This is a genomic window from Staphylococcus sp. 11262D007BW (assembly GCF_053547815.1).
Genome location: NZ_JBPWPJ010000001.1, coordinates 1,279,284 through 1,300,834 on the forward strand (window position 1 = coordinate 1,279,284; position 21,551 = coordinate 1,300,834).

Annotated in this window: 25 protein-coding genes; 10 read left to right on the forward strand and 15 right to left on the reverse strand. The window is 34.3% G+C overall.

Features of this window, described 5'->3' with window-relative positions; translation table 11 throughout:
- Window positions 1-8: 8 nt before the first annotated feature.
- From ACEE93_RS06335 to sgtB, 3 genes are all read right to left on the reverse strand, one after another.
- A complete protein-coding gene (locus ACEE93_RS06335; protein ID WP_449155847.1) occupies window positions 9-326 on the reverse strand; it encodes a YfhH family protein in 318 nt (105 codons plus the stop codon).
- Window positions 316-1,122: a recombination regulator RecX gene (gene recX, locus ACEE93_RS06340; RefSeq protein WP_449155846.1), complete on the reverse strand. Its 807-nt coding sequence runs from the start codon at window positions 1,120-1,122 to the stop codon at window positions 316-318. Before recX ends, ACEE93_RS06335 begins: the two co-directional genes overlap by 11 nt.
- A gap of 88 nt (window positions 1,123-1,210) precedes the next feature.
- Window positions 1,211-2,014: a monofunctional peptidoglycan glycosyltransferase SgtB gene (sgtB, locus tag ACEE93_RS06345; RefSeq protein ID WP_449155845.1), complete on the reverse strand. Its 804-nt coding sequence runs from the start codon at window positions 2,012-2,014 to the stop codon at window positions 1,211-1,213.
- A 344-nt stretch (window positions 2,015-2,358) separates the two neighbouring features.
- On the opposite strand from sgtB, the gene ACEE93_RS06350 reads away from it, so the two are divergent.
- Together ACEE93_RS06350 and ACEE93_RS06355 are read left to right on the forward strand one after the other, a co-directional pair.
- On the forward strand, window positions 2,359-4,104 hold the full coding sequence (locus ACEE93_RS06350; protein WP_449155844.1) for a pyruvate oxidase: 1,746 nt from the start codon (window positions 2,359-2,361) through the stop codon (window positions 4,102-4,104).
- A 181-nt stretch (window positions 4,105-4,285) separates the two neighbouring features.
- Window positions 4,286-5,506 carry an aminoacyltransferase gene (locus ACEE93_RS06355; protein ID WP_449155843.1) on the forward strand — a complete coding sequence of 407 codons (1,221 nt, stop codon included), beginning with the start codon at window positions 4,286-4,288 and terminating at the stop codon, window positions 5,504-5,506.
- Window positions 5,507-5,596: 90 nt separating this feature from the next.
- Here ACEE93_RS06355 and ACEE93_RS06360 read toward each other — a convergent pair whose 3' ends face one another.
- Together ACEE93_RS06360 and ACEE93_RS06365 are read right to left on the reverse strand one after the other, a co-directional pair.
- On the reverse strand, window positions 5,597-6,115 hold the full coding sequence (locus tag ACEE93_RS06360) for a type 1 glutamine amidotransferase domain-containing protein (protein WP_449155842.1): 519 nt from the start codon (window positions 6,113-6,115) through the stop codon (window positions 5,597-5,599).
- Window positions 6,116-6,223: 108 nt separating this feature from the next.
- A complete protein-coding gene (locus ACEE93_RS06365; protein ID WP_449155841.1) occupies window positions 6,224-6,385 on the reverse strand; it encodes an SE1561 family protein in 162 nt (53 codons plus the stop codon).
- 111 nt (window positions 6,386-6,496) lie between these two features.
- Here ACEE93_RS06365 and yfkAB point away from each other — a divergent pair, with 111 nt between their 5' ends.
- Together yfkAB and ACEE93_RS06375 are read left to right on the forward strand one after the other, a co-directional pair.
- A complete protein-coding gene (gene yfkAB / locus ACEE93_RS06370; protein ID WP_449155840.1) occupies window positions 6,497-7,639 on the forward strand; it encodes a radical SAM/CxCxxxxC motif protein YfkAB in 1,143 nt (380 codons plus the stop codon).
- Window positions 7,640-7,781: 142 nt separating this feature from the next.
- The gene (locus ACEE93_RS06375) at window positions 7,782-8,753 is read left to right on the forward strand and encodes an arsenic resistance protein (RefSeq protein ID WP_449155839.1); all 972 of its coding nucleotides are present in this window, start codon (window positions 7,782-7,784) and stop codon (window positions 8,751-8,753) included.
- A 169-nt stretch (window positions 8,754-8,922) separates the two neighbouring features.
- Here ACEE93_RS06375 and ACEE93_RS06380 read toward each other — a convergent pair whose 3' ends face one another.
- The 3 genes from ACEE93_RS06380 to ACEE93_RS06390 are packed head-to-tail and all read right to left on the reverse strand — an operon-like array spanning window position 8,923 to window position 10,924.
- Complete coding sequence (locus ACEE93_RS06380; protein ID WP_449155838.1) at window positions 8,923-9,444, reverse strand: acyl-CoA thioesterase; 522 nt, start codon at window positions 9,442-9,444, stop codon at window positions 8,923-8,925.
- Window positions 9,445-9,465: 21 nt separating this feature from the next.
- The gene (locus tag ACEE93_RS06385) at window positions 9,466-10,698 is read right to left on the reverse strand and encodes an aminopeptidase (protein ID WP_449155837.1); all 1,233 of its coding nucleotides are present in this window, start codon (window positions 10,696-10,698) and stop codon (window positions 9,466-9,468) included.
- A 16-nt stretch (window positions 10,699-10,714) separates the two neighbouring features.
- Complete coding sequence (locus tag ACEE93_RS06390) at window positions 10,715-10,924, reverse strand: DUF1128 family protein (RefSeq protein WP_449155836.1); 210 nt, start codon at window positions 10,922-10,924, stop codon at window positions 10,715-10,717.
- Window positions 10,925-11,055: 131 nt separating this feature from the next.
- On the opposite strand from ACEE93_RS06390, the gene ACEE93_RS06395 reads away from it, so the two are divergent.
- The 4 genes from ACEE93_RS06395 to ACEE93_RS06410 all read left to right on the forward strand — a co-directional run bounded on the left by ACEE93_RS06395 (window position 11,056) and on the right by ACEE93_RS06410 (window position 13,935).
- The gene (locus ACEE93_RS06395) at window positions 11,056-11,511 is read left to right on the forward strand and encodes a low molecular weight protein-tyrosine-phosphatase (protein WP_449155835.1); all 456 of its coding nucleotides are present in this window, start codon (window positions 11,056-11,058) and stop codon (window positions 11,509-11,511) included.
- A gap of 16 nt (window positions 11,512-11,527) precedes the next feature.
- Window positions 11,528-11,809 carry a YtxH domain-containing protein gene (locus tag ACEE93_RS06400; protein ID WP_449155834.1) on the forward strand — a complete coding sequence of 94 codons (282 nt, stop codon included), beginning with the start codon at window positions 11,528-11,530 and terminating at the stop codon, window positions 11,807-11,809.
- A 263-nt stretch (window positions 11,810-12,072) separates the two neighbouring features.
- Window positions 12,073-13,323 (forward strand): YihY/virulence factor BrkB family protein, encoded by a 1,251-nt coding sequence (locus ACEE93_RS06405; RefSeq protein ID WP_449155833.1) that lies wholly within the window; start codon window positions 12,073-12,075, stop codon window positions 13,321-13,323.
- A 30-nt stretch (window positions 13,324-13,353) separates the two neighbouring features.
- Window positions 13,354-13,935: a beta-class carbonic anhydrase gene (locus ACEE93_RS06410; protein ID WP_449155832.1), complete on the forward strand. Its 582-nt coding sequence runs from the start codon at window positions 13,354-13,356 to the stop codon at window positions 13,933-13,935.
- A 102-nt stretch (window positions 13,936-14,037) separates the two neighbouring features.
- Here the strand turns inward: ACEE93_RS06410 and vraR are convergent, their stop codons facing one another.
- The 5 genes from vraR to map all read right to left on the reverse strand — a co-directional run bounded on the left by vraR (window position 14,038) and on the right by map (window position 17,656).
- Entirely contained in the window at window positions 14,038-14,667 is a 630-nt protein-coding gene (gene vraR, locus ACEE93_RS06415; RefSeq protein WP_449155831.1) for a response regulator transcription factor VraR, read from the reverse strand.
- Window positions 14,657-15,700, reverse strand: a complete 1,044-nt coding sequence (vraS, locus tag ACEE93_RS06420) for a sensor histidine kinase VraS (RefSeq protein ID WP_449155830.1) — start codon at window positions 15,698-15,700, stop codon at window positions 14,657-14,659. The genes vraR and vraS overlap by 11 nt, the downstream gene beginning before the upstream one ends.
- On the reverse strand, window positions 15,697-16,398 hold the full coding sequence (gene vraT, locus ACEE93_RS06425; protein ID WP_449155829.1) for a cell wall-active antibiotics response protein VraT: 702 nt from the start codon (window positions 16,396-16,398) through the stop codon (window positions 15,697-15,699). The genes vraS and vraT overlap by 4 nt, the downstream gene beginning before the upstream one ends.
- 12 nt (window positions 16,399-16,410) lie before the next feature.
- Window positions 16,411-16,803, reverse strand: coding sequence for a hypothetical protein (locus tag ACEE93_RS06430; RefSeq protein WP_449155828.1), 393 nt, complete (start codon window positions 16,801-16,803; stop codon window positions 16,411-16,413).
- Window positions 16,804-16,897: 94 nt separating this feature from the next.
- Window positions 16,898-17,656: a type I methionyl aminopeptidase gene (gene map, locus ACEE93_RS06435; protein ID WP_449156458.1), complete on the reverse strand. Its 759-nt coding sequence runs from the start codon at window positions 17,654-17,656 to the stop codon at window positions 16,898-16,900.
- Window positions 17,657-17,750: 94 nt separating this feature from the next.
- On the opposite strand from map, the gene ACEE93_RS06440 reads away from it, so the two are divergent.
- The gene (locus ACEE93_RS06440; RefSeq protein ID WP_449155826.1) at window positions 17,751-18,749 is read left to right on the forward strand and encodes an FUSC family protein; all 999 of its coding nucleotides are present in this window, start codon (window positions 17,751-17,753) and stop codon (window positions 18,747-18,749) included.
- A 59-nt stretch (window positions 18,750-18,808) separates the two neighbouring features.
- Here ACEE93_RS06440 and gatD read toward each other — a convergent pair whose 3' ends face one another.
- On the reverse strand, window positions 18,809-19,540 hold the full coding sequence (gene gatD, locus ACEE93_RS06445) for a lipid II isoglutaminyl synthase subunit GatD (protein WP_449155825.1): 732 nt from the start codon (window positions 19,538-19,540) through the stop codon (window positions 18,809-18,811).
- Window positions 19,537-20,850: a lipid II isoglutaminyl synthase subunit MurT gene (gene murT, locus ACEE93_RS06450; RefSeq protein WP_449155824.1), complete on the reverse strand. Its 1,314-nt coding sequence runs from the start codon at window positions 20,848-20,850 to the stop codon at window positions 19,537-19,539. Before murT ends, gatD begins: the two co-directional genes overlap by 4 nt.
- 154 nt (window positions 20,851-21,004) lie before the next feature.
- Here murT and ACEE93_RS06455 point away from each other — a divergent pair, with 154 nt between their 5' ends.
- On the forward strand, window positions 21,005-21,508 hold the full coding sequence (locus ACEE93_RS06455; protein WP_449155823.1) for a ferritin: 504 nt from the start codon (window positions 21,005-21,007) through the stop codon (window positions 21,506-21,508).
- The last annotated feature ends 43 nt before the right edge of the window (window positions 21,509-21,551 follow it).

A 21,551-nucleotide genomic window follows, 5' to 3' on the forward strand; every position in this document is an offset into this window, starting at 1 on the left:
TACCCCCTCTATAATTTCAATAAAGATACAGGCAATCCCTCTTCTGTAGCAATGACTTTATTTTGACGGTATCCCCAAGCAAAGACACCTTTTAGTCGATTAACTTTAAACCATTCATCAGTGCCATCTTTAAGCTGATAAACCTTTCCGAGTTCAATACTATCTAGATCAACCAAATAGCTCTCGGCTATGACGACTTTATTCTCGTACACATCATATTCGTTAAGAATACCATTCATTTCCGCTTTTCTCATTTTTTCTTTATATGTTTGAATCTCGTGCATTATTTCTTGACGTGTCATATCACTAAAACGTTTATTCATCATTATCAATACCACTTTCTGTTAATTTATGCTTAATAGCATCATACGTATATCCTTTACGCATAAGCGCCTGAATTGTTTTTTGCGTTAATTCAAAGCCTTCATATTTCCTTTGATATTTATTATAGACTTTCTCTAAATCCCGTTGCAATAATTCCTCAACCTCTTCAGGGTCTTGCTCAAAATTTAATGTGTCTAAGACAGCATTGATACTATCTTGATGGTACCCTTTTTGCATTAAAGACTGATGAACTTGTTGCTTGATCTTATTTGATGGACCTTTTTTCTGATTGGCAATTTTCTGAGCAATCTTTACGATATTATCAAATGGCTGATCCATCGCATAACGGTCCACCATATTTTCAATTAAATGAGATTCTACACCAGCTTTACGTAATTTTTGACGAAATATTTCCGGTCCTTTATCCGATGTTCTAATCATCGTGTTTTTTAAACTTTCGGCATAGTCTTCATGATCAATTAAACGATGTTTTTCACAATACATCAATGCAGGTTCTATTGTTGTTTCAGGGTACCCTTTTTTAGTTAAATGTTGTTCAACCTCAAAACGTGTGCGCTTGCGATAAGATAAATAATTTAACGCATCATTAATAGCTTGTTGTTGATATTCTTTTAATTCTATCTCTTTTAATTGTTTGGATTCAATTGTATCTCCTTTTTTTAAATTGAAATGAACCATCGTATCCATTGAAATCCCAATCGCAAAGCGGTCATCAACATAAATATTGAAACGCTCTTTATTATTTTGTTGCACTTCGATTTTAGTAATCTTTGACATAAACTCTTCCCTTCTATCAAAAAAACTGGAAGCGCCCATTGTTTCACTTCCAGTTTAATTTATAAGCTCATTATGACATATTCTTTCGTTATGCTCCAAGTTGTTGCAATGCCTCATTGTATTGGCTTTCATCGATATAATTTTGTTGTTTCATTTTTTCTAGTGTCATTTTAGTTCGGTTAATAAACGATGGCGACATATCATTAATTTGATAAGCTGATGGCGCATTAACCTTGCTTGCTAAAATAGCACTTTGTAAAACAGTGATTTGAGATAAATTTGGGTTAGTGGTATCAACCGTTGATCCGAAATAATAATTTGCGGCAGATTCAATCGTATATTGATCATCACCATAATATATATTATTGAGATAATAACTTAAAATGTGCGCTTTATCATATTCTCTTTCTACTCGATATGCCACAAAAATTTCTTTAAGTTTGCGTGTCACCGTTTGTTGATTATCATAGTAGTAATTTTTAACAAGTTGTTGTGTAATCGTGCTGCCACCTTGTAAGTTATCTCTGTTCTTTACAGTAGAAAATATCGCTCGAAGACTCCCCTTGATATCGACGCCATGATGATCATAAAAGCGCCTATCTTCAACTGCAATAAATGCCCCTTTCGTGTAGTCAGGCATTGAGTTTGATGGAACATAAGTCGTTTTATCTTCAATGGAAGATAGCTCTTCAACATCGGCTTGTCTAGATAAAACATACATCATTCCAACAAATAATAAGCACAGTAATAATATAGTAAATATTATTGTTCTAAAAATACGCTTTGATTTTTGTTTGCGCGGTGGTTGACCCACAGGTTGATAGTACGTATTATACCGTGGCTCACTCGCTTGTTGTTTATACTGGTGATGCATTCGGTCTGAACGTTTCATATTAATTGGACCTACTTTCTTATTTACTTAGCATTGATAAACCCAAATATTATATTTCTGTATTTGCATTTAAGCATTATCCTAATCCCTTTGAGTTTATCAATAACCTTTCTATAAATCTATATCTATACGCGAAAATCAGTCCCTAGGATGAGTATCATTTTACTAAAAATTATATAGATTACGTCTTTATGAATCGTTCAAACATTTTGTTAATAAAAGCACAATTTTCCACTTTTTTCATTTTTATAAGCAGATTTCTAAAGATTATGTGAGAATTTCGTTATAATATGAAAAGTGATTTTTTATAATATGTTAATTAGAAGAAAGAAAGTAGTGATATTATGGGTAAGGTTAAAGCAAATATGGGTGTTGTTAAAGCACTTGAAGCTTGGGATATTGATCATGTTTATGGTATTCCAGGTGACTCAATCGATGCAGTCATTGATGGTTTAAAAGCTGCAGAAGACAGCATTAAATTCGTACATGTTCGTCATGAAGAAGTCGCAAGTCTTGCAGCTGCAGCTTACACTAAATTGACTGGTAAAATTGGTGTATCTTTAGCGATCGGAGGCCCTGGTGCTATTCACTTACTTAACGGAATGTATGATGCCAAAATGGATAACGTACCTCAACTTGTTTTAGCTGGTCAAGCAGACAGTGACAAATTAGGTACGAAAGCATTCCAAGAAGTTGATCTACCTAAGTTATTTGAAGATGTGGCTGTTTACAATTATCAATTAACTGATGGAGATGCCCCTCGCATTTTTGATATTGTGGATGAAGCTATCCGTACAGCATACCAAGAAAATGGCGTAGCTGTATTAACATTACCAAATAATATTTTAGGTACAAAAATTAACGATAACTTCCCTACTGAAGTTGATAAATCTTTCCCTCAACCTCAAGCACCGTCACAACAATCTATTAATGATGCAGCACAATTATTTAATAAAAGTAAAAAACCTGTCATTTTAGTTGGTAAAGGTGCTGAACATGCTAAAGATGAAGTACGCGCATTTATCGAAAAAGGTAAAATTCCTACAATGGTCACATTACCAGCAAAAACAGTTGTACCAGATGATCACCCTTATCATTTAGGTAATATCGGTAAAATTGGTACAAAACCATCTTATCAAGCAATGCAAAATGCAGATTTATTAATTTTAGCAGGTACAAACTATCCTTACGTTGATTATTTACCTAAAAAAGATATCCCTGCTATTCAAATTGATACAGATACACAAGCGATTGGTCATCGTTTCAATATAGATGCGCCAATTGTAGGCGATAGCAAAATGGCATTACAATCATTAACAGAAGCAATTGACCAAGTTGATAATCGTCCATTCTTAAATGAAATGTTAGATCATAAAGAAACTTGGGATTTATGGATGAAAGAAGATATGAAAAATGACTCTAAACCAATTCGACCAGAACGTTTAATGCATGCGATTAATAAAGTGATTAACAAAGATACAGTGATTGCAGCAGACGTTGGTACATCTACAGTTTGGACAACTCGTTATTTAAATCTTGGTATAGATAATAAATTCATCATTTCTAGTTGGTTAGGTACAATGGGTTGTGCTTTACCGACAGCTATTGCTTCACGTTTCGCATTTCCAGGTAGCCAAGTCATTGGTATCACTGGTGATGGTGCGTTTGAAATGGTTATGCAAGACTTTGCAACAGCTGTTCAATATAAACTTCCAATGGTATTATTCGTATTGAATAATAGAGAGTTATCATTTATTAAATATGAACAACAAGCAGCTGGAGAATTAGAATATGGTATCGACTTTAGCGATATGGACTTTGCTAAGTTTGCTGAAATTTGCGGCGGTGTTGGTCTTACATTAGATGACCCAGAAAATATTGATGCAGTAGTGCAAACAGCCGTTCAACAAAGCAAACCAACCATCGTCAATGTCATTGTCGATCATAACGCAGCACCTTTACCAGGTAAAATTGTGCCTGAAGAAGCTAAAAACTATGCTAAATGGGCTTACCGTAGTTTAACTGAAGATCGTAAACTTGTATTTGGTGAAATGCCATCACTGACTACAGCAATGAAACGTTTCTTCTAAACCATATAGCCATTAACCACAAGGATTTTATTGATTCTTGTGGTTTTTTATATTCATTTATTTTTTGATATCCTACTTATTAAAGAAAGAAATAAGTTGCGGATAATATTTGCGAGTCCTTTTATATTTGATATAATATAAATGGAATATGACTTATTATAATCTTTAAAGGGGAATCTTTATGAAGTTTGTACAATTGACTGAAGATGAGTTTCAACATTTTGCCGACACTCATTTTAGTCATTATACTCAATCTAGTGCACTTTATCATGCACAAGATAATGCTCATCTTGTCGGTGTCAAAAACGACCAAGATCAAGTGATAGCTGCGTGTCTATTAACAGAAGCACGTGCACTCAAATTTTTTAAATATTTTTATACGCAACGTGGACCAATTATGGATTTTGATAACACCCCTCTTGTCCACTTCTTTTTCAAATCTTTAACAAGTTATTTAAAACGCCATAAAGGATTATACGTACGCGTCGATCCTTACGCTATTCAACATGTGCGTGGTCAAGATGGTCATATTATTACGACATCTTCTTATCAAACATGGATGAACGAATTAGAACAGTTAGGTTACAAACATCAAGGTTATACCACTGGTTATTCCGATATCAGTCAAATTCGATGGTTATCTGTGTTAGATTTAAAAGATAAAACTGAACAACAACTATTAAAAGATATGGCCTATCAAACCCGTCGAAATATCAAGAAAACCTATGAAATGGGTGTCGAAGTTAAAACATTGTCTATTGAGGAAACTGAACGCTTTTATAAACTCAATAAAATGGCGGAAGAAAAGCACGATTTTAAATTTAGAGACTTAGATTATTTCAAACGACTTCAAAACATATATGGCGATCAAATCACACTCAAATTAGCTTATATTAATCTTAAAACGTATACAAAACGTCTAAGTGGTAAACAAAAAGACCTTGAAGATCAACTTCAAACAGTAGAAGCGGCTTTAGAAGAACACCCAAACTCTAAAAAGAATAAAACAAAAGCGCAACAACTTAAACAACAAATCGCAAGTATGGAACGTCAGTACAAAGAAGCACATCAGTTATATCAAGAAGACGGTGAAATTTTAGACTTAGCTGCAGCTGTCTTTATTTTTAATAATTGGGAAGTTTATTATTTATCAAGTGGTTCTAATCCTAAATATAACCGCTTTATGGGCGCTTACCGTTTACAATGGGAAATGATAAAATTTGCTAAAGCACACAATATCCCTCGTTATAACTTTTATGGTATAACTGGAGACTTTTCAAAAGAAGCAGAAGATTATGGTGTTCAACAATTTAAGAATGGGTTTAACGCACACGTAGAAGAATATCCAGGCGATTTTATTAAACCTTTACGCCCGCTTCTCTATCGACTCACACAAAGATAAAAAAAGTTAAATAAAACCAAAAAATGGGAGCCATGAAAGCGATAATGCGCTTCATGACTCCCATTTTATTAATGAATCATTATCATCGACTTATTGATTTAATTGGTTCGCAATTTCTCTATTAAAGTCATCTAAGTCATCAGGTACACGACTTGTTACAAGGTTGTTATCTACAACAACTGATTCATCAACAACGTTTGCACCTGCGTTAGATAAATCTTTACGTACGTTTAATACTGCTGTTAATTTACGACCATTTAAGTCATCAGTATCAATTAAGATTTGAGGTCCGTGGCAAATTGCAAATGTTGGTAATGATTCTTTTAAGAAATATTTTGCAAATGTACCATAGCGGCCTTCTTCATCACCGCGTAAATGGTCTGGTGAGAAGCCACCTGGTAATAATAAACCATCATAATCTTCAGGTTTAGCATCTGCAATGGCAACATCTACAGTTACTTTTTCGCCATGTTTACCTACTACTTCAGCGTTTGCTTCATTACCAATTACAACAACTTCGTGACCAGCGTTTTCAATAGCCTCTTTTGGACTTGTAAATTCGATATCTTCAAATTCATCTGCTAATAAAACTGCTACTTTTTTAGCCATCTCGTAATCACCTTTCTTTAAGAATGTTTATCAATTACCTAGTACTTACTATAACCAAGAAAGGACGGTACTTAAACATTCTTGCTTACATTTTAAGTAAAGTGATGATTACTTTCTTAATTGATTGACTTTCTCTTCTAATTGATCTAATAACTGAATCCATTCATCGATATCTTCTACTTCTACTGTATCAGGATTAACATGATCAATATCCTCTAAAAATTGAGAAAGTCGTTCTTTTACTTGATTCATTGTTTGTGGTTCTTTCATAGTTTAGGAATCTCCTTTATAATGACATTGTTATCAATATATTAACATATTTTGTGTTTATTAAACTAGACAAGTCAAATGACGACAATAATATAGAAAGAAGTTTTAATTATGCCTATAAAGAAACCTATTTCAATTCAAAATGACCCATGGGAAGCTTATCAAGATATTGAAGAACATGGGCACCTTACATTAAGTAATGTCGAATTTACAACAACCAATTTATGCAACATGAGATGTAGTCATTGCGCAGTTGGTTATACCTTACAAACCCAAGACCCTGATGCTTTACCGATGGATTTAATATTAAAACGTTTAGATGAAATCCCTACACTTCGTACGATTTCAATTACAGGCGGAGAGCCTATGTTTTCTAAAAAGTCCATTCGTGAAGTCGTTAAACCTTTGCTAAAATATGCCTATCAAAGAGGGATATATGTGCAAATGAACTCAAATCTTACCCTACCGTTAAATCGTTATTTAGATATTGCGGAATATATCGATGTGATGCACATTTCACATAATTGGGGCACAAGAGATACATTTGCCAATGTAGGATTTGGTGCTATGGAGAAACAACCTCCATTAAAAGCTAAATTAAAATTATATGATCAAATGATTCGCAATGCACAAACCTTAAGTGAACAAGGTATGTTCGTCTCAGCTGAAACGATGCTTAATCAAAGTACATACCCTTATCTTCAATCTATTCATCAAGAAGTAGTCAATGATATGAAATGTAGCCGTCATGAAATACATCCAATGTATCCGGCAGACTTTGCAAGTCAACTTGAAGTGCTTAATTTAGCAGATATGAAATCAGCCATTCACCATTTACTTGATGTGAGAGATCCAAATGTATGGATGCTATTTGGTACACTACCGATCTTTCCATGTATTAATGATGCATCAGATCAACAGTTATTAACCAAATTACATGAAGCACCTAATGTAACGTTACGTAATGATCCAGATGGTCGTAGTCGCTTAAACGTGAATGTATTTACTGGTGATGTAATTGTCACAGACTTTGGTGATGAGACTGGCACGATTTCTAATATTAAACAAGATAAACTTGACGATGTCTTTAATAAGTGGCTTGAATCACCTTTATCTCGATCAATTAATTGTCATTGTCCACATGTCCAATGCTTAGGACCAAATATTTTGGTAAAAAATATGTATTATCCTAATGTCGACTTTAAAGAACAAGAACGAAAAATGCATGAACGCATTCATACGCCTTTAAAATAAGGTTCGGACAGTAATGAATAACATACATAGGTGTACTTAACGTTTGACTATCGGAGTTTTAGTTCTGCATATCAGCGTTTCAAGTGCACCTATTTATCATTCGCGTAACCTTTATTAATATTAAACTATTAGGAGTTTAAATATGAATCATGTGAAAGCATTAATGGAAAATAAACAAGTTTATCTTTATTTCATCGCCCTTATATTAGGGGCAATCTTAGGTCTTCAATTTACAACAATCACAGCGTCACTGGAAGTAATAGTACCTATACTGCTTGCGATATTGATGTTCGGCATGTTTACTCAAATACCATTTTTACAAATAACAAAGCATCGTATTAATATTCATTATATATTGGCGCTAATCTTATCAAATTTCGTGTTAATACCTATGTTCGTGTTTGTATTAATGTCGATATTCAATGTCCATACAACACCTATAATGATCGGTGCGTATTTAGTGTTATTAACACCTTGTATAGACTATGTCATCGTATTTACGAACCTTGGTCAAGGCAATACACATTATATGCTGATGTCTACACCCATTTTATTAATATTACAGCTCATGTTATTACCGATTTATTTATCCTTATTTATTGATAAACAAATGAATGCCATTATTGATTTTAAGCCATTTTTGGAATCTTTTACTTTGATCATCCTTATACCTTTAATCTGTGCCGTAATCCTGCAACTATTGAGCCGACATTCCAAAAGTAGCCATACTGTCTTAAACTTAACCGAATGGCTACCTGTCCCTTTCATGGCACTTGTATTATTTGCCGTTGTCAGTTCTCAAATTGGTAAAATATCACATGACTTCAGTATTGTGTTATCAGTTATTCCTGTATATATCGCTTTTGCTATTATGGCACCGATTATCGCCATACTATTAGGTAAACTTTTTAAATTAAGTCCAGAAAATATAAGAACGTTAGCTTTTAGCTCTAGTACTAGAAACGCTTTAGTCGTCTTACCTTTAGCTCTATCCTTGCCTAGTTCATGGGCTACCATCGCAACAACCGTCGTCGTTACTCAAACGATCATAGAACTCATCAGCGAATTAGTGTATATCAAAGTAATCCCTGCAATTGTTAAAGATGAAAAATAGCGAGGGTGAGACATAAAGTATTAATGCTCTGGAAAACCGATTAACGGTGTCCCAAAAGCAGGATTTAGACAGAGAGTTCACGATTCGCCAAAATTTGAAAAAAAACAATTTTAGCTTCTCGTTCGCTTCTGCTCAAATCCTGAACACTTTTGTCCCAACCTCGCTACTTTTAGTGTTTATTTTGAATTTGTCTTAAGAACTCAATCGTATCTTTGCTTTCTTTACGACGCTCTTTTCTTCTTTGAACCCGTACTGAAGCTGTGTCATGAAACCATTTTTCTTCTTCTGTTTCGGGATATACTTCAGGTACAGGTGTCGGTTTACCTTCTTCATCAATAGCGACAAACGTTAAAAAGCTCAACCCAGCAAGTACTCTTTCGCCATTCACGATATCTTCAATAAATATTTGAATACAAATTTCCATTGAAGATCGCCCAGCATACGATACCATCGCGACATACGTTAAGATGTCACCATTCTTGATCGGTTTCAAAAAGTCTACTGAGTCAGTGGACGCTGTAACCACTGTCGTTCCTGCATGTTTTTTGGCACAAATTGCCGCAATTTCATCTATATTGGCCATCATTGTACCACCAAATAACGTACCTAAATGGTTTGTATCTTGAGGAAAGACCTGTCTTGACTTAAACGTTTTAGCATATTCCATTGATTTTTGATTTACATTAGTCATTCTATCGCCTCTATATTTTATTTAATTTGTCCAATTGCCATTGTAGAAAATAGCTTCTTCTGTACCATCAGGCAGGACACCTTTAATAGATAAGTCTTCACTACCTATCATAAAATCAACATGAACAAGAGAGTCGTTTAGCCCGTGCTCTTGAAGCGTTTCCCCGTCCATTGTCGTACCATTCTTTAAGTTAAATGCATAGGCAGCACCAAGTGCAATATGACAAGAGGCGTTTTCATCAAATAATGTATTATAAAAAATAGTATTGCGATTTGAAATTGGAGAATCCTCAGGTACAAGCGCTACTTCACCAAGTCTACGTGCGCCTTCATCTGTTTCCAGTAAAGATTTTAACACCGCTTCTCCTTTTTCAGCTTTAAAATCGACTACTCGACCTTCTTCAAACGTTAAAGTAAAGCCATCTATGATTGTACCATTGTAACTAAGTGGTAACGTATTACTAACATAACCATTCACGCGATAGGCATGTGGTGCTGTAAACACTTCTTCTGTCGGGATGTTAGCAACAAACGCTTGACCGTCATCTGTATAGCTCGTTGCGTGTTCCCATAAATGACCTTCTGGCAAACCAATTTCAAGGTCTGTACCTTTTGAACGGTAACGTAGTGATTGATAGGCTTTGTTATTCAATTGATTCGCACGTGCTTCTAGTTGTGCTTTATGTTGTTCCCATTTTTCAATTGTATCTTCCCCATCAACTCTTACGATGTCTAAAATATCCTCTAAGAATCGATTAAATGCCGTTTCTTTTTCTAAATCTGGATAAACACGGCTTGCCCACGCTTCAGAAGGATAACATGCAACTAACCAAGGAAAAGCATTCTTTTGAGATTGAATCATATATGGTTTAAAAGCTTTACTTTTATTCAATTGAGCTGCTTTTAACTTATCAGAATCAATACCACTTAATAAATCTGGATCTTCCGTAATCAAAGCAAGATTACATGCGCCTCTATTCGCATAATCCATTCGTTCATCTACATCGTATGCTTTAATGTTTTCTTTAAAAAATTCAGCAGATTCATATTCATAAGCATAACGTGTTAACACTGGATCGCCATATTTAACTCGTACATCTGAAGCGCCTAACTCATATGCTTCTTTAACAATCATTCGCGTAAATGGCACAGCATCTACAGTCGAACGAATAAAGACAGGTTGCCCCTTTTGCACATTCAACCCTACTTTAACTAATAATTGGGCATATTGTTCTAATTTTTCTTCTAAAGTCATGCAATAACCCCCTTTGTTAGCTTTTTCTTAATTGACCTAATGCATCTGTAATACCAGACATTTCACTCGGTGTGAAATTATCTTTTGACGTTACATAAGAATGAATCTCTTTAATATCCTCATAATCCGAGTCGCTAAAATTCTCCGGATCAATTAATCCTGGATTAACTAGATTTAAACGATCTCTAATATCTATAATCATTTTTTCCATTTGATTTGAAGCCATTCAATCACCCTTTCATAACAAGTATTTTAACAGAGGCACCGCAATTTTGAAAAATTTTTAAGAAATAGGGTTTTGAATTGTTTTAAAAAGGACTAAAATGGGCATATACAATACGATACGGAGGGAATCTAATGACAACAGTTGCATTTGTATGTCTGGGAAATATTTGTCGTTCTCCGATGGCTGAGGCAATTATGCGCCAACGCTTAGAAGAACGCGGTATTGAAGGCATTGATGTCTATTCACGTGGTACAGGTCGTTGGAATTTAGGCGAACCGCCACATGAAGGGACACAAAAAATCTTAAAAGAACACGACATTGGATTTGAAGGTATGATAAGCGAATTATTCACAAAAGATGATGATTTTGATTACATTATTGCAATGGACCAAAGTAATGTGGATAATATTAAGTATATCAATCCAAATCTAAATGGTAAGATATTTAAATTACTTGAATTTAGTGATATGGAAGAGACAGATGTCCCTGACCCATATTATACTAACAATTTTGAAGGTGTCTATGAAATGATTCAATCCGCATGTGATCATCTCATCGATTTTATCATTGAGGACACTGCAAATTAGAAAGGGGTAACCAACTATGCAAAACAAACTCATTCCAAGTGTCATTATTGGCGCTCTAGTCGGTGGTGCAATTGCAGGTGGCGCAATCACAGCGTTTGATAAAAACACACGTCACTCTCTAAAAGCATCAAAAAATTCCAATGGACCATCTAAATTTTCACAAATTACAGATGAAATTATGTATTGGAAAGATACATTCGACGAAATCCGTCGTAACAATCCAGAATTAGAACGCTCATTACTTAATGCGAAAGATACGTTTATGGAGCGTAAAAATAATAAAAAACTTGGTCAATAATTGACCAGTAACTTGGTTAGGGCTGGGACATCTCCCGGCCCTATGATTTGTAGTATTGTAAAATGAGGTCAATGTTAATATTCAATGGCTTTAAGACTGCGCATTGAATACTTGATTTGCCTTTTAATCGTGATTTTCAATAGATTGACCTACATATCCGAACAAAACTAATATTAAGACATTCGATGTATTGGTTTGGTTTCAAAATATTATGTCATTTTAACACTCATTTTAGTATATGGCCTATTCAAGGAGGTTTAAATATGTCGGATAAGAAAGAGACATCAGAAAATTTAAAAGACAAAATTAAAGATAAAGTTGACGATATTAAAGGGGATACAAAAGGTAATAACCCGAACCGTAAAGGAGATGCTTCAGGAAAGATTGAAGCGGATCGAAATTATGTAAAGCCTCAACCTTTCCAATCAAAGGAAGCGCCTAAAGATAATCAAACTTTTTTCGTTTCGCGTATCAATAAACCGGCGAAATATACGGATCGTCCAAATTTCTTAAGTTATTTAATCTATCGTATTGGTAAAGACGATACATCAGGATTAGCAGCTCAACTTGCATATTATTTTATGCTAGCGTTATTCCCAATGTTGATTTTTATTTTATCATTGGTGCCGTTATTCCAAATCGATACAGATTCTGTTGTAAAACAAATTGAAAACAATGCACCTGCTGATACAGCTTCAATCATTACAGGTATCATAGAAGACGTCATGGGTAATGCAAGTGGTGGCCTATTATCAGTCGGGTTAATCTTGGCATTGTGGACGGCTTCAAATGGTATGACAGCTTTAATGAATTCCTTTAACGTCGCTTATGATGTAGAAGATAGCCGTAACTTTTTTGTTTCTAAAGGGTTAGCGATTCTATTCACTGTTATTATTGGCGTCACATTACCATTAACAATGGTGTCATTTACGTTTGGTCAAGAAATTGGTAACTTGCTCTTCGGACCTTTAGGTTTAGATGAACAAGTGAGATGGGTTTTTAGTATTTTACGTACTGCCCTACCAGCTATTATTATCTTTGTTGTATTCGTCGTACTTTATACGGTCGCGCCAAATGTCAAAATTAAAATGAAATCAGTGATACCTGGTGCCCTATTTGCGACAATCATTTGGATTATTGGTACTGTCGGTTTTGGTTTTTATGTTTCAAACTTTGCAAACTATTCTAAAACATACGGTAGTATCGGGGGCGTTATCGTCCTAATGCTTTGGTTATACATTACAGGCTTTATTTTAATTATTGGTGCTGAAATTAATGCAATCATTCACCAACGTAAAGTGGTCAAAGGTAAGACACCGGAAGAAAAAATTTACGATAAATTAGAAGAAGAAGACAAACAAGATTTAGCTGAATCATATAATAATTATGGAAATGAAGATGACGAAGAACACCACACTTCAGAAAATACATCATCTACATCATCCTCATCTAACGAAACTGTAAACCATGAAAATGAAGGTTTAAGCAAACATATTAAAATGAAAAAAGATTAATTTGAGATATCAATTGTGGGGGTATGAAACATGTCATTACTTGAAAGTATATTATCGTATAATAAAGAATTTGTAGAAAATAAATCATATGAAGCTTATACAACAAGTAAAACACCATCTAAAAAAGCCGTATTATTAACTTGTATGGATACGCGTTTACAGGATTTATCTACTAAAGCGCTTGGATTTAACAATGGTGACTTAAAAGTCGTTAAAAATGCTGGAGCGACAATCAGTCATCCTTATGGCTCTACAATGCGTAGCCTCTTAGTAGGTATCTATGCTTTAGGTGCTGAAGAAATTATTATCATGGGACATAAAGACTGTGGAATGGGTAGCATTAATGTAAATGAAGTCATGCAAACGATGCAATCACGTGGTGTCAACGAAGAAGTCTTTAACATTCTTGAGCACTCAGGCATTGATGTTTCAAACTTCCTTAAAGGATTCGATGATGTGTATGATAATGTACGTCAAAATATTGAAATGATTTATACACATCCTTTATTTGATAATAAAGTGCCAGTACACGGCTTAGTCATTGATCCTCATACTGGTGAACTTGAACTAGTCCATGATGGCTACACTCACATTGATACCAATGACAAATAAATTCATAGAGCAATTTAAAAACGCCGAGCGATATAGGAAAATATTCCTAGCGCTTGGCGTTTATTTATTAGTCATCATTAAAGATTTTGTTTCCATATACTATTATTCGATAAGACCATGTTGAAAGGCATAGATAACCGCTTGCGTACGGTCTTGTACTTCTAATTTGCTTAATATATTACTTACATGCGTTTTTACCGTTTTGATTGTGATATGTGACGCATTCGCAATTTCTTGGTTGGAGTACCCTTTAGAGATTAATAATAAAATTTCCATTTCTCGCTCTGTTAACAATTCATAAAGCTCTGCTCGTTGTTTCATGCGATTTCTCATTTTTACTAAAACTTCTGCTTCAAATACCGATTCGCCTTGGTACGTTTTACGTATCGCTGAGGCAATATCACTCGCACTCGTTGTTTTTAGAATATAACTATCTACCCCAGCATCTAAAGCACGATAGACCTCTTTATCCTCAATATAACTTGTTAACATCACAACCTTTATACGGGGCATATCTTTTTTAATATACGTTGTGGCTTCTACCCCATCCATATCGGTCATTACTAAATCCATTAAAATTAAATCTGGTTCAAGGGCTTTTGCTTGTTCAATCGCCTCTTTACCAGAAGCACCTTCCCCAACAACTTCTATATCAGGTTGGGTGGATAAATAACTTGATATACCAATGCGAACCATTTCATGATCATCAACAAATAAAACTCTAATCGGCATGATGTTCCTCCTTATCTAATGGTGCTTTCACCTCTATCCGTGTCCCTGCATCTGGAAGTGAAACGATGTGAAAAGTAGCACCGATTTCTATTGCTCTTTCACGCATATTTTTTAATCCATAACTTTGTTCTATTTTATCATCAACATTAAATCCAATACCATCATCTTGAATACGCAATAACAAATAATCTTGGCGTTTGAGTAACTCTACAGTAACTTGTTCTCCTTTAGCATGGCGTAATGTATTAGACATCGCTTCTTGGGTAATTCTAAACAAATGATCTTCAATACCTTTAGGCACTTCAAACTCATCGATTTCTTGAGTGACTTTCATTGGTACCTTTTTCTGTAATTCTGTAACAAGTGAGCGAATCCCCTCACCTAGTGACTTATCTTTTAAACCAATCGGACGTAAATGTAACAACAAGGCACGCATTTCTAATTGCGAATCTTGAACCATCTTTTCCAATGTTGGAATTTGTTGATCCAATGGCGGTTGTAGTTTTGTTTCTTTAATCGCTGATAACATTAAACTCGCAGCGAAAAGTTGTTGTGATACACTGTCATGTAACTCTCGCGCTAAACGTTGACGTTCATCTTCAATAATTTTCTTCACTTTAACGTCATTCATACTGTAGGATTCATTCGTAAGATTTTGCGTTTTAATACGCATCTTATGTAACTCTTGATTTAAAGGTACAAGTGAACGATAAATTTCTAATGTTTCATTATAAAGTTCAATCTGTTTATCATTCACACCTACAGTTTCTCCTTCTATGGCGCGGTCAATTTGTTGTTTTAACCAATCATTTTGTTGATTGATTTTATAAGCTAAGACACTGCCTACAATAATACACAAAAAAATGACAACCAAATTCAAAAACAAGAAAACTGGGATGCCAAATATTTGAGTATAAAACATACCTTGAAAGAAAATAATATTCGCAAACACTTTATCGATAAAGAAAAAAGCTGTGAACATGCTATACACAAGAATTAGCATTGAACCAATCGTTCTGACATAGTGATTCATCGATAAATCACCTCAACATCTCCAATAAATGTTGAAATAAAGACATTCACACTATAACGATCGGCTTTTTGGTCAGATTTAAGTTGAATATTATTATTTTCAACTTTATATTTTTGCTGATCTAAATTCACGTTACTATAAAAAGCAGCAACATTTAACTTTACATTATAATTCAACGGCACGATGATTTGTACTTTTCCAACGATATGACGAATCACAATATTATTTTCGTACTTTAAATTTGCCGCTTTACTCATATCGATCATGGCATCACCAATAGCATGTTGAATTTGTAAATCTTCCCATTTATATACATAGACAGGCGTTTTTTGTTCACCAAACCAACGTTGTTTAATAAATGCATGTGAATCTGTAGGTTCATCACTTGCAAGTACCTCTAATGGACGGCGTTTAAAAATAAAATAACGAATCCCTACTAGAATCATAAAGATAAATAAAATGATTAAAGTATATTTGTTCGAGAGTAGTGTAAACATAATCATTAAGGCGCCAATCCAAAAACAGAGTAATCCACGAACCTTATGAAAATAGATATAGCCTACATACATTAAAATACTACCGAGCAAGAGCACAAATAAAAAGCCAATCTTCTCAAAAAAGATATAATAAAAATTAGCGATAATCATTAATGCTGTAAAAATAATGAGTAGCTCAGTTGAAATATATTTTTGGGTCATATTTCCACCTTTCTAGTATGCATTCATTAGCGCTTGGACAACATGACATTTTTGTTTCGTCTCATCTTTGTCTTCATTTAAACGCATGACGTAATTTTCAAGTTGTGCATACTCATTTTCAATTTCATTTAGGGCACATTTCATTTTACTAATATCCATACAGTAGATATTTTGTGCGATGTTAATTTGGTACTGTTCCATTATATCAATATATTTATTTTCTAATTCGATCGTTTGTCTGTCAATCATTAATTGTAACTGATGTTTTTTATTTTGAATATATCGAATAGCTTGAGTTGTATTTTCGAGCTGTTGATCTAACTTTTCTAAGTAATTTTGAAACATTTCAAAGTACAAGGTATCAATCATATTTTTAATTAATACTGGAATGATTTGTACTGTCATGGAATCACCTCATTATTGATTCCATTATAAAATGGTTCCATAAACCAAGGAATAGGCTATGGAACCATTTTAACTTAAGACTTAGGTCGGATTATTAATCTTGTTTGCTTTCTGTCGTTAATAGTGGGCCATCTTTAGTTACAATCACTGTATGTTCAATTTGTGCGACATAACTTTTATCTTTCGTTTCAAAAGCCCACTCGTTTTTACCTTCTGTTACAAATGTTGCATTTGATGAAATAAATGGTTCTACTGCTAAAACCATACCTTCTTTTAATAATGTTTTTTCTTGAGGATCAAAATAGTTCATAATATGTGCAGGCGCTTCGTGTAATGATTGACCTACACCATGTCCAGTTAAATTTTTGATGACTTTAAGGTCATTTTTTCGTGCCGTTGCGTGTACGGCTTTACCAATTTGACTTAACTTGCCACCCGGTTTAATTTTTGTCATCGCTGCTTCAAAAGCCGCTTCAGCAACATCACAGACTTTTTGTTTCATATCTTCATCTGTTTCTCCTACAACAAATGAGATACCTGTATCAGCATAATAACCGTTCTTTAATGCTGATACATCAATGTTTACAAGATCGCCTTCTTTAATGACACGTTTTCCTGGTATGCCATGTGCGACTTCTTCATTGACACTGATACATGTTTGACCGGGAAAGTTTTCATCGTGAATAGGAGCAGAAATTGCGCCCGTTGCTTCAAATGTTTCTTTCGCAATATCATCTAATTCTTTTGTAGTGATACCCGGTTTAGTAGCTGCACGCATATCATCGCGTACTTGTGCACAAATTTGTCCGATTTCTTTTAATGCATTTAACTCTTCTTCAGTTTTTACTATCATATTATCCCGTTCCTTTATCTAATTTTCTACCCTACTTATTATAACAAAATTTTTCTGATATACTAGTTGTGACTATATAACAGGAGTAATGGAAATGAACGTCAAAAAACATAAACACCTTATTGGTGCCCGTACAATTAAGACTGGGCTCGCCACATTTTTAACTGCTTTATTTTGCCTCATGCTAGATCTTAATCCTATTTTTGCGATTCTTTCAGCAGTGGTGACAATTGAACCAACCGTTAAAGCCTCTATTCGAAAGGGATACAAAAGGCTACCAGCTACCGTTATGGGTGCTTTTATAGCTGTGGTATGTACTTATTTTTTAGGTGAAGATTCTGCTTTTACATATGGTTTAACTGCAACGATTACGATTATTTTATGTATTCAATTTAACTTACAAGTAGGTATTACCGTCGCTACATTAACTGCTTTAGCAATGATACCTGACATCGGACAAAACTATATGTTCAATTTCTTTTCACGACTACTTACCGCTATTATCGGACTTGTGACAGCGGGCTTGGTTAATTTTATTGTGTTTCCTCCAAAGTATTACAATCAAATTGACCAATTAATTCTAAAAACTGAACGGCACATTTATCAGCTATTTAATACCCGTATGAAAGAATTAATGATTGGCCAATTTAAGTCTGAAACAAGTGATGCGGCTGTAGAACAATTACAAGTGTTTAATAACCGTATTGAAGTATTACTCGGCTTTCAAAGAGATGAACTGAAATTCCATAACAGTAAACGCCATCGTAAAGACTGGTTAAAAATTCGAAAATTTACCAATCGTGCGCATGAAAATCGCTTACTGATCACACATCTTTCTAATATTATTTATCTACCTGAAGATGCGATGATGGTATTTACAGAAGAAGAAAAGAAAGCCATTATTTCGATCTCACAACGTATTGAAGAGATTATCAATTGTGGCACATTTATACCTGAACGAAAAGCCGCTTCAACATTGAAAAACTCAGTTAAAGGTTTAAATGAGTTTGATACTAATCAAGTTAAAAGTCATACCATCTACGAAATACTTTTAATTTATCGCATATTACTATTACGTTATCGTGTAAAATAATAAATTTGACGTTAAAAAAGTCTTTCTCATTCGATATTAAAATGAGAAAGACTCTTTTTTTATTTTGATTTTTGTTCTTTGGCACGATTAACTAAATAAGCTTTGGCCGCTTCTTCGACTGTATTGTCTATATGAACTGGTTCAAAAGGAATGCCTTTTCGTTCTGCTGCAGCGCGTAATAAATAATCCGTTAATTCGTGATTTTTAGGAAGGACTGGTCCATGTAAATAAGTCCCTAATAAGTTTTTATAGTGAATACCCTCTTTTTGATCCTTATCATTGTTTCCAAAGCCATGTGTAACGTGACCCAACGTATCATAATTATGGTACGTACGTCCGCCATGATTTTCAAATCCTACGATTGTTCCAAATGTATCGCTTTCGATCACAACATCGCCCGTTAAACGATCTTCTTGAGATTCAGTATAGAAGTCTAATATGTTTAGACCTTCCAATACTTGGCCATCAGGCGTAATGTATTTCTCGCCTAAAAATTGATATCCTCCGCATACAGTAAGACCAGGCATACCCTCTTCTATTGCTTCTTTTAATTGGGTTTTAATTTTACTTAATTCTTGAGTAGCTAGTGATTGTTCACGATCGCTGCCGCCACCGATAAAAAAGATATCGGCTTGTGTTAAATCAATATTTTCTGTTTCGTTAACATCAACTACATTTAATTCAATATTTCGCTGTTTAGCGCGATATTTTAATGCCATGATATTGCCAATGTCACTATAAAGATTTAAGCGATCTGGCATAAAATGAAAAACGGTTAACTCATTAGTCATGATTGTTCCTCCTTGAATAAACGCTCTAATTGATCAAGCATTGGTGTTAAAGAGGTATAGTTTGGTATAGCTACTATAAATGACGACGCATTCATTGTTAATGCTGTGGCTTTATAAATATCTTTTTCAACTACAATTGGTACATTAAGACCTGCAATTTTTAATCTTAAATGAAGTTCCTCAGCACGTGTTCCTGTTACAATGATTTTTTCTATATCTTGATGCGTCAGCTTTTCAAAATCTGCATCGTAAATCCAAGATGTATCTTGGCCATCTGCAGGATAGTCATTTAAACTCAATACATAAGTTTTACGATGTTCTAACTTTTCACCCATCGCCATTGACGCATTCATACCCGCAGGATTTTTGGCTAAGTTGATCAGCGCTTTATGTGTCTTACCTTCAAAATACTGCATACGACCATTATCAGATGTATATGTTTCAAATCCCTTTCTAATGGCTGTATCGTTTAATCCTAATTCTCTTAATGTCGCATATGCTGCTAAAGCATTATAAGCATTAAAATCACCGGCAATTTTCATATTAAACGTCACATCATCAAGCGTTAATGTAATAAATGGATTAATGTTAAACGTTGAAACCTCATAATCTGGCGTATGACGATGAAAACCGCACTGACAATCATACACACCAAGTTGATTATAGTGAATATAACGATAGTTTAATAATTTTCCACAATTTGGACAGTATCTACTTTCGTTCATTGTCGATTGTTCAAAGTGATAAGCATGCGGCTTCATACCATAATATGTAATTTGATCACTCGCAATCTTTAGTCGGCTCACAAATGGATCATCTGCATTTAATATTAATTGTATCCCTTTATGTTGAATTGAAGAGATAATGCGATTAACCATAATATCAATTTCACCAAAACGGTCCATTTGATCTCTGAAAAAGTTAGTAAACACCATTTTTGTCGGTGTCATTTCATTTAATACTCTTGGAATTGAGCCTTCATCGATTTCGATTACAGCGATTTTTGTTTGAGGTGTAGATTGAATGATAAATGCAGATGTAATCCCTGCCGCCATATTCGCACCCTCATTATTATGAATAATATCAATTCCATTACTTTTTAATGTATGACCAATTAAATTAGAAGTGGTTGTTTTTCCATTCGTCCCACTAATGAAAACCACTTCGTCAACTTCTGCTGCAAGTTTACGTAAAATATGATGATCGATTTTTCGTGCAACTTGACCAGGTAAGTCTGTTCCTTTTTTACCTGCTGCACGGCTTGCTTTTCTGGCAAGTTTTGCCATTTGCGTTGCTGTCCATTGTCTCATTCCATATTCTCCTCCAATTTCATTACATTATTATAACACGCGAGGCTTATTTACAATACCAAAAACTTGATGATTTCAATTTCATGTGTATTAAGCTAAAATAAAGGGTACCATTTAAACTATCACTACAACTATTTTCTAGGAGAGGATTTCTATGCTAGATAAAGAATTACTAGATGCATTAAACGACCAAATGAACCACGAATATTATGCAGCTCATGCTTATATGGCCATGGCCGCATATTGCAATTATCATTCTTATGATGGTTTTGCCAACTTTTATATCGAACAAGCGAAAGAAGAACGTTTTCATGGTCAAAAAATATATGATTATATCAATGATCATGGAGAAAAAGCTGTTTTTTCAAATCTAGAAGCGCCTAAAGTAGAATTCAATTCTATTTTAGAGACATTTGAGGATGGCTTAAAACAAGAACAAGATGTAACACAACGCTTTTATAACCTGTCTGAGATTGCAAATCGTCTAAAAGATTATGCTACCATTTCATTTTTAAATTGGTTCTTAGACGAACAAGTTGAAGAAGAATCTACTTTTGAAACACACATTGATTATCTAAAACGTATTGGTGATGATTGCAATGCACTTTACCTTTACGAAAAAGATTTAGCGACACGTTCATTCAACAGTGAAGCTTAATCTTTATTAAGGTTGGGACAACATCTTATTTAGGAACACGGTT

What these genes read in the sequence shown, in the direction of transcription:
- ACEE93_RS06335 (WP_449155847.1), bottom strand. Translation starts at nt 326, where the DNA reads ATGATGAATAAACGTTTTAGTGATATGACACGTCAAGAAATAATGCAC.
- recX (WP_449155846.1), bottom strand. Translation starts at nt 1,122, where the DNA reads ATGTCAAAGATTACTAAAATCGAAGTGCAACAAAATAATAAAGAGCGT.
- sgtB (WP_449155845.1), bottom strand. Translation starts at nt 2,014, where the DNA reads ATGAAACGTTCAGACCGAATGCATCACCAGTATAAACAACAAGCGAGT.
- ACEE93_RS06350 (WP_449155844.1), top strand. Translation starts at nt 2,359, where the DNA reads ATGGGTAAGGTTAAAGCAAATATGGGTGTTGTTAAAGCACTTGAAGCT.
- ACEE93_RS06355 (WP_449155843.1), top strand. Translation starts at nt 4,286, where the DNA reads ATGAAGTTTGTACAATTGACTGAAGATGAGTTTCAACATTTTGCCGAC.
- ACEE93_RS06360 (WP_449155842.1), bottom strand. Translation starts at nt 6,115, where the DNA reads ATGGCTAAAAAAGTAGCAGTTTTATTAGCAGATGAATTTGAAGATATC.
- ACEE93_RS06365 (WP_449155841.1), bottom strand. Translation starts at nt 6,385, where the DNA reads ATGAAAGAACCACAAACAATGAATCAAGTAAAAGAACGACTTTCTCAA.
- yfkAB (WP_449155840.1), top strand. Translation starts at nt 6,497, where the DNA reads ATGCCTATAAAGAAACCTATTTCAATTCAAAATGACCCATGGGAAGCT.
- ACEE93_RS06375 (WP_449155839.1), top strand. Translation starts at nt 7,782, where the DNA reads ATGAATCATGTGAAAGCATTAATGGAAAATAAACAAGTTTATCTTTAT.
- ACEE93_RS06380 (WP_449155838.1), bottom strand. Translation starts at nt 9,444, where the DNA reads ATGACTAATGTAAATCAAAAATCAATGGAATATGCTAAAACGTTTAAG.
- ACEE93_RS06385 (WP_449155837.1), bottom strand. Translation starts at nt 10,698, where the DNA reads ATGACTTTAGAAGAAAAATTAGAACAATATGCCCAATTATTAGTTAAA.
- ACEE93_RS06390 (WP_449155836.1), bottom strand. Translation starts at nt 10,924, where the DNA reads ATGGCTTCAAATCAAATGGAAAAAATGATTATAGATATTAGAGATCGT.
- ACEE93_RS06395 (WP_449155835.1), top strand. Translation starts at nt 11,056, where the DNA reads ATGACAACAGTTGCATTTGTATGTCTGGGAAATATTTGTCGTTCTCCG.
- ACEE93_RS06400 (WP_449155834.1), top strand. Translation starts at nt 11,528, where the DNA reads ATGCAAAACAAACTCATTCCAAGTGTCATTATTGGCGCTCTAGTCGGT.
- ACEE93_RS06405 (WP_449155833.1), top strand. Translation starts at nt 12,073, where the DNA reads ATGTCGGATAAGAAAGAGACATCAGAAAATTTAAAAGACAAAATTAAA.
- ACEE93_RS06410 (WP_449155832.1), top strand. Translation starts at nt 13,354, where the DNA reads ATGTCATTACTTGAAAGTATATTATCGTATAATAAAGAATTTGTAGAA.
- vraR (WP_449155831.1), bottom strand. Translation starts at nt 14,667, where the DNA reads ATGCCGATTAGAGTTTTATTTGTTGATGATCATGAAATGGTTCGCATT.
- vraS (WP_449155830.1), bottom strand. Translation starts at nt 15,700, where the DNA reads ATGAATCACTATGTCAGAACGATTGGTTCAATGCTAATTCTTGTGTAT.
- vraT (WP_449155829.1), bottom strand. Translation starts at nt 16,398, where the DNA reads ATGACCCAAAAATATATTTCAACTGAGCTACTCATTATTTTTACAGCA.
- ACEE93_RS06430 (WP_449155828.1), bottom strand. Translation starts at nt 16,803, where the DNA reads ATGACAGTACAAATCATTCCAGTATTAATTAAAAATATGATTGATACC.
- map (WP_449156458.1), bottom strand. Translation starts at nt 17,656, where the DNA reads ATGATAGTAAAAACTGAAGAAGAGTTAAATGCATTAAAAGAAATCGGA.
- ACEE93_RS06440 (WP_449155826.1), top strand. Translation starts at nt 17,751, where the DNA reads ATGAACGTCAAAAAACATAAACACCTTATTGGTGCCCGTACAATTAAG.
- gatD (WP_449155825.1), bottom strand. Translation starts at nt 19,540, where the DNA reads ATGACTAATGAGTTAACCGTTTTTCATTTTATGCCAGATCGCTTAAAT.
- murT (WP_449155824.1), bottom strand. Translation starts at nt 20,850, where the DNA reads ATGAGACAATGGACAGCAACGCAAATGGCAAAACTTGCCAGAAAAGCA.
- ACEE93_RS06455 (WP_449155823.1), top strand. Translation starts at nt 21,005, where the DNA reads ATGCTAGATAAAGAATTACTAGATGCATTAAACGACCAAATGAACCAC.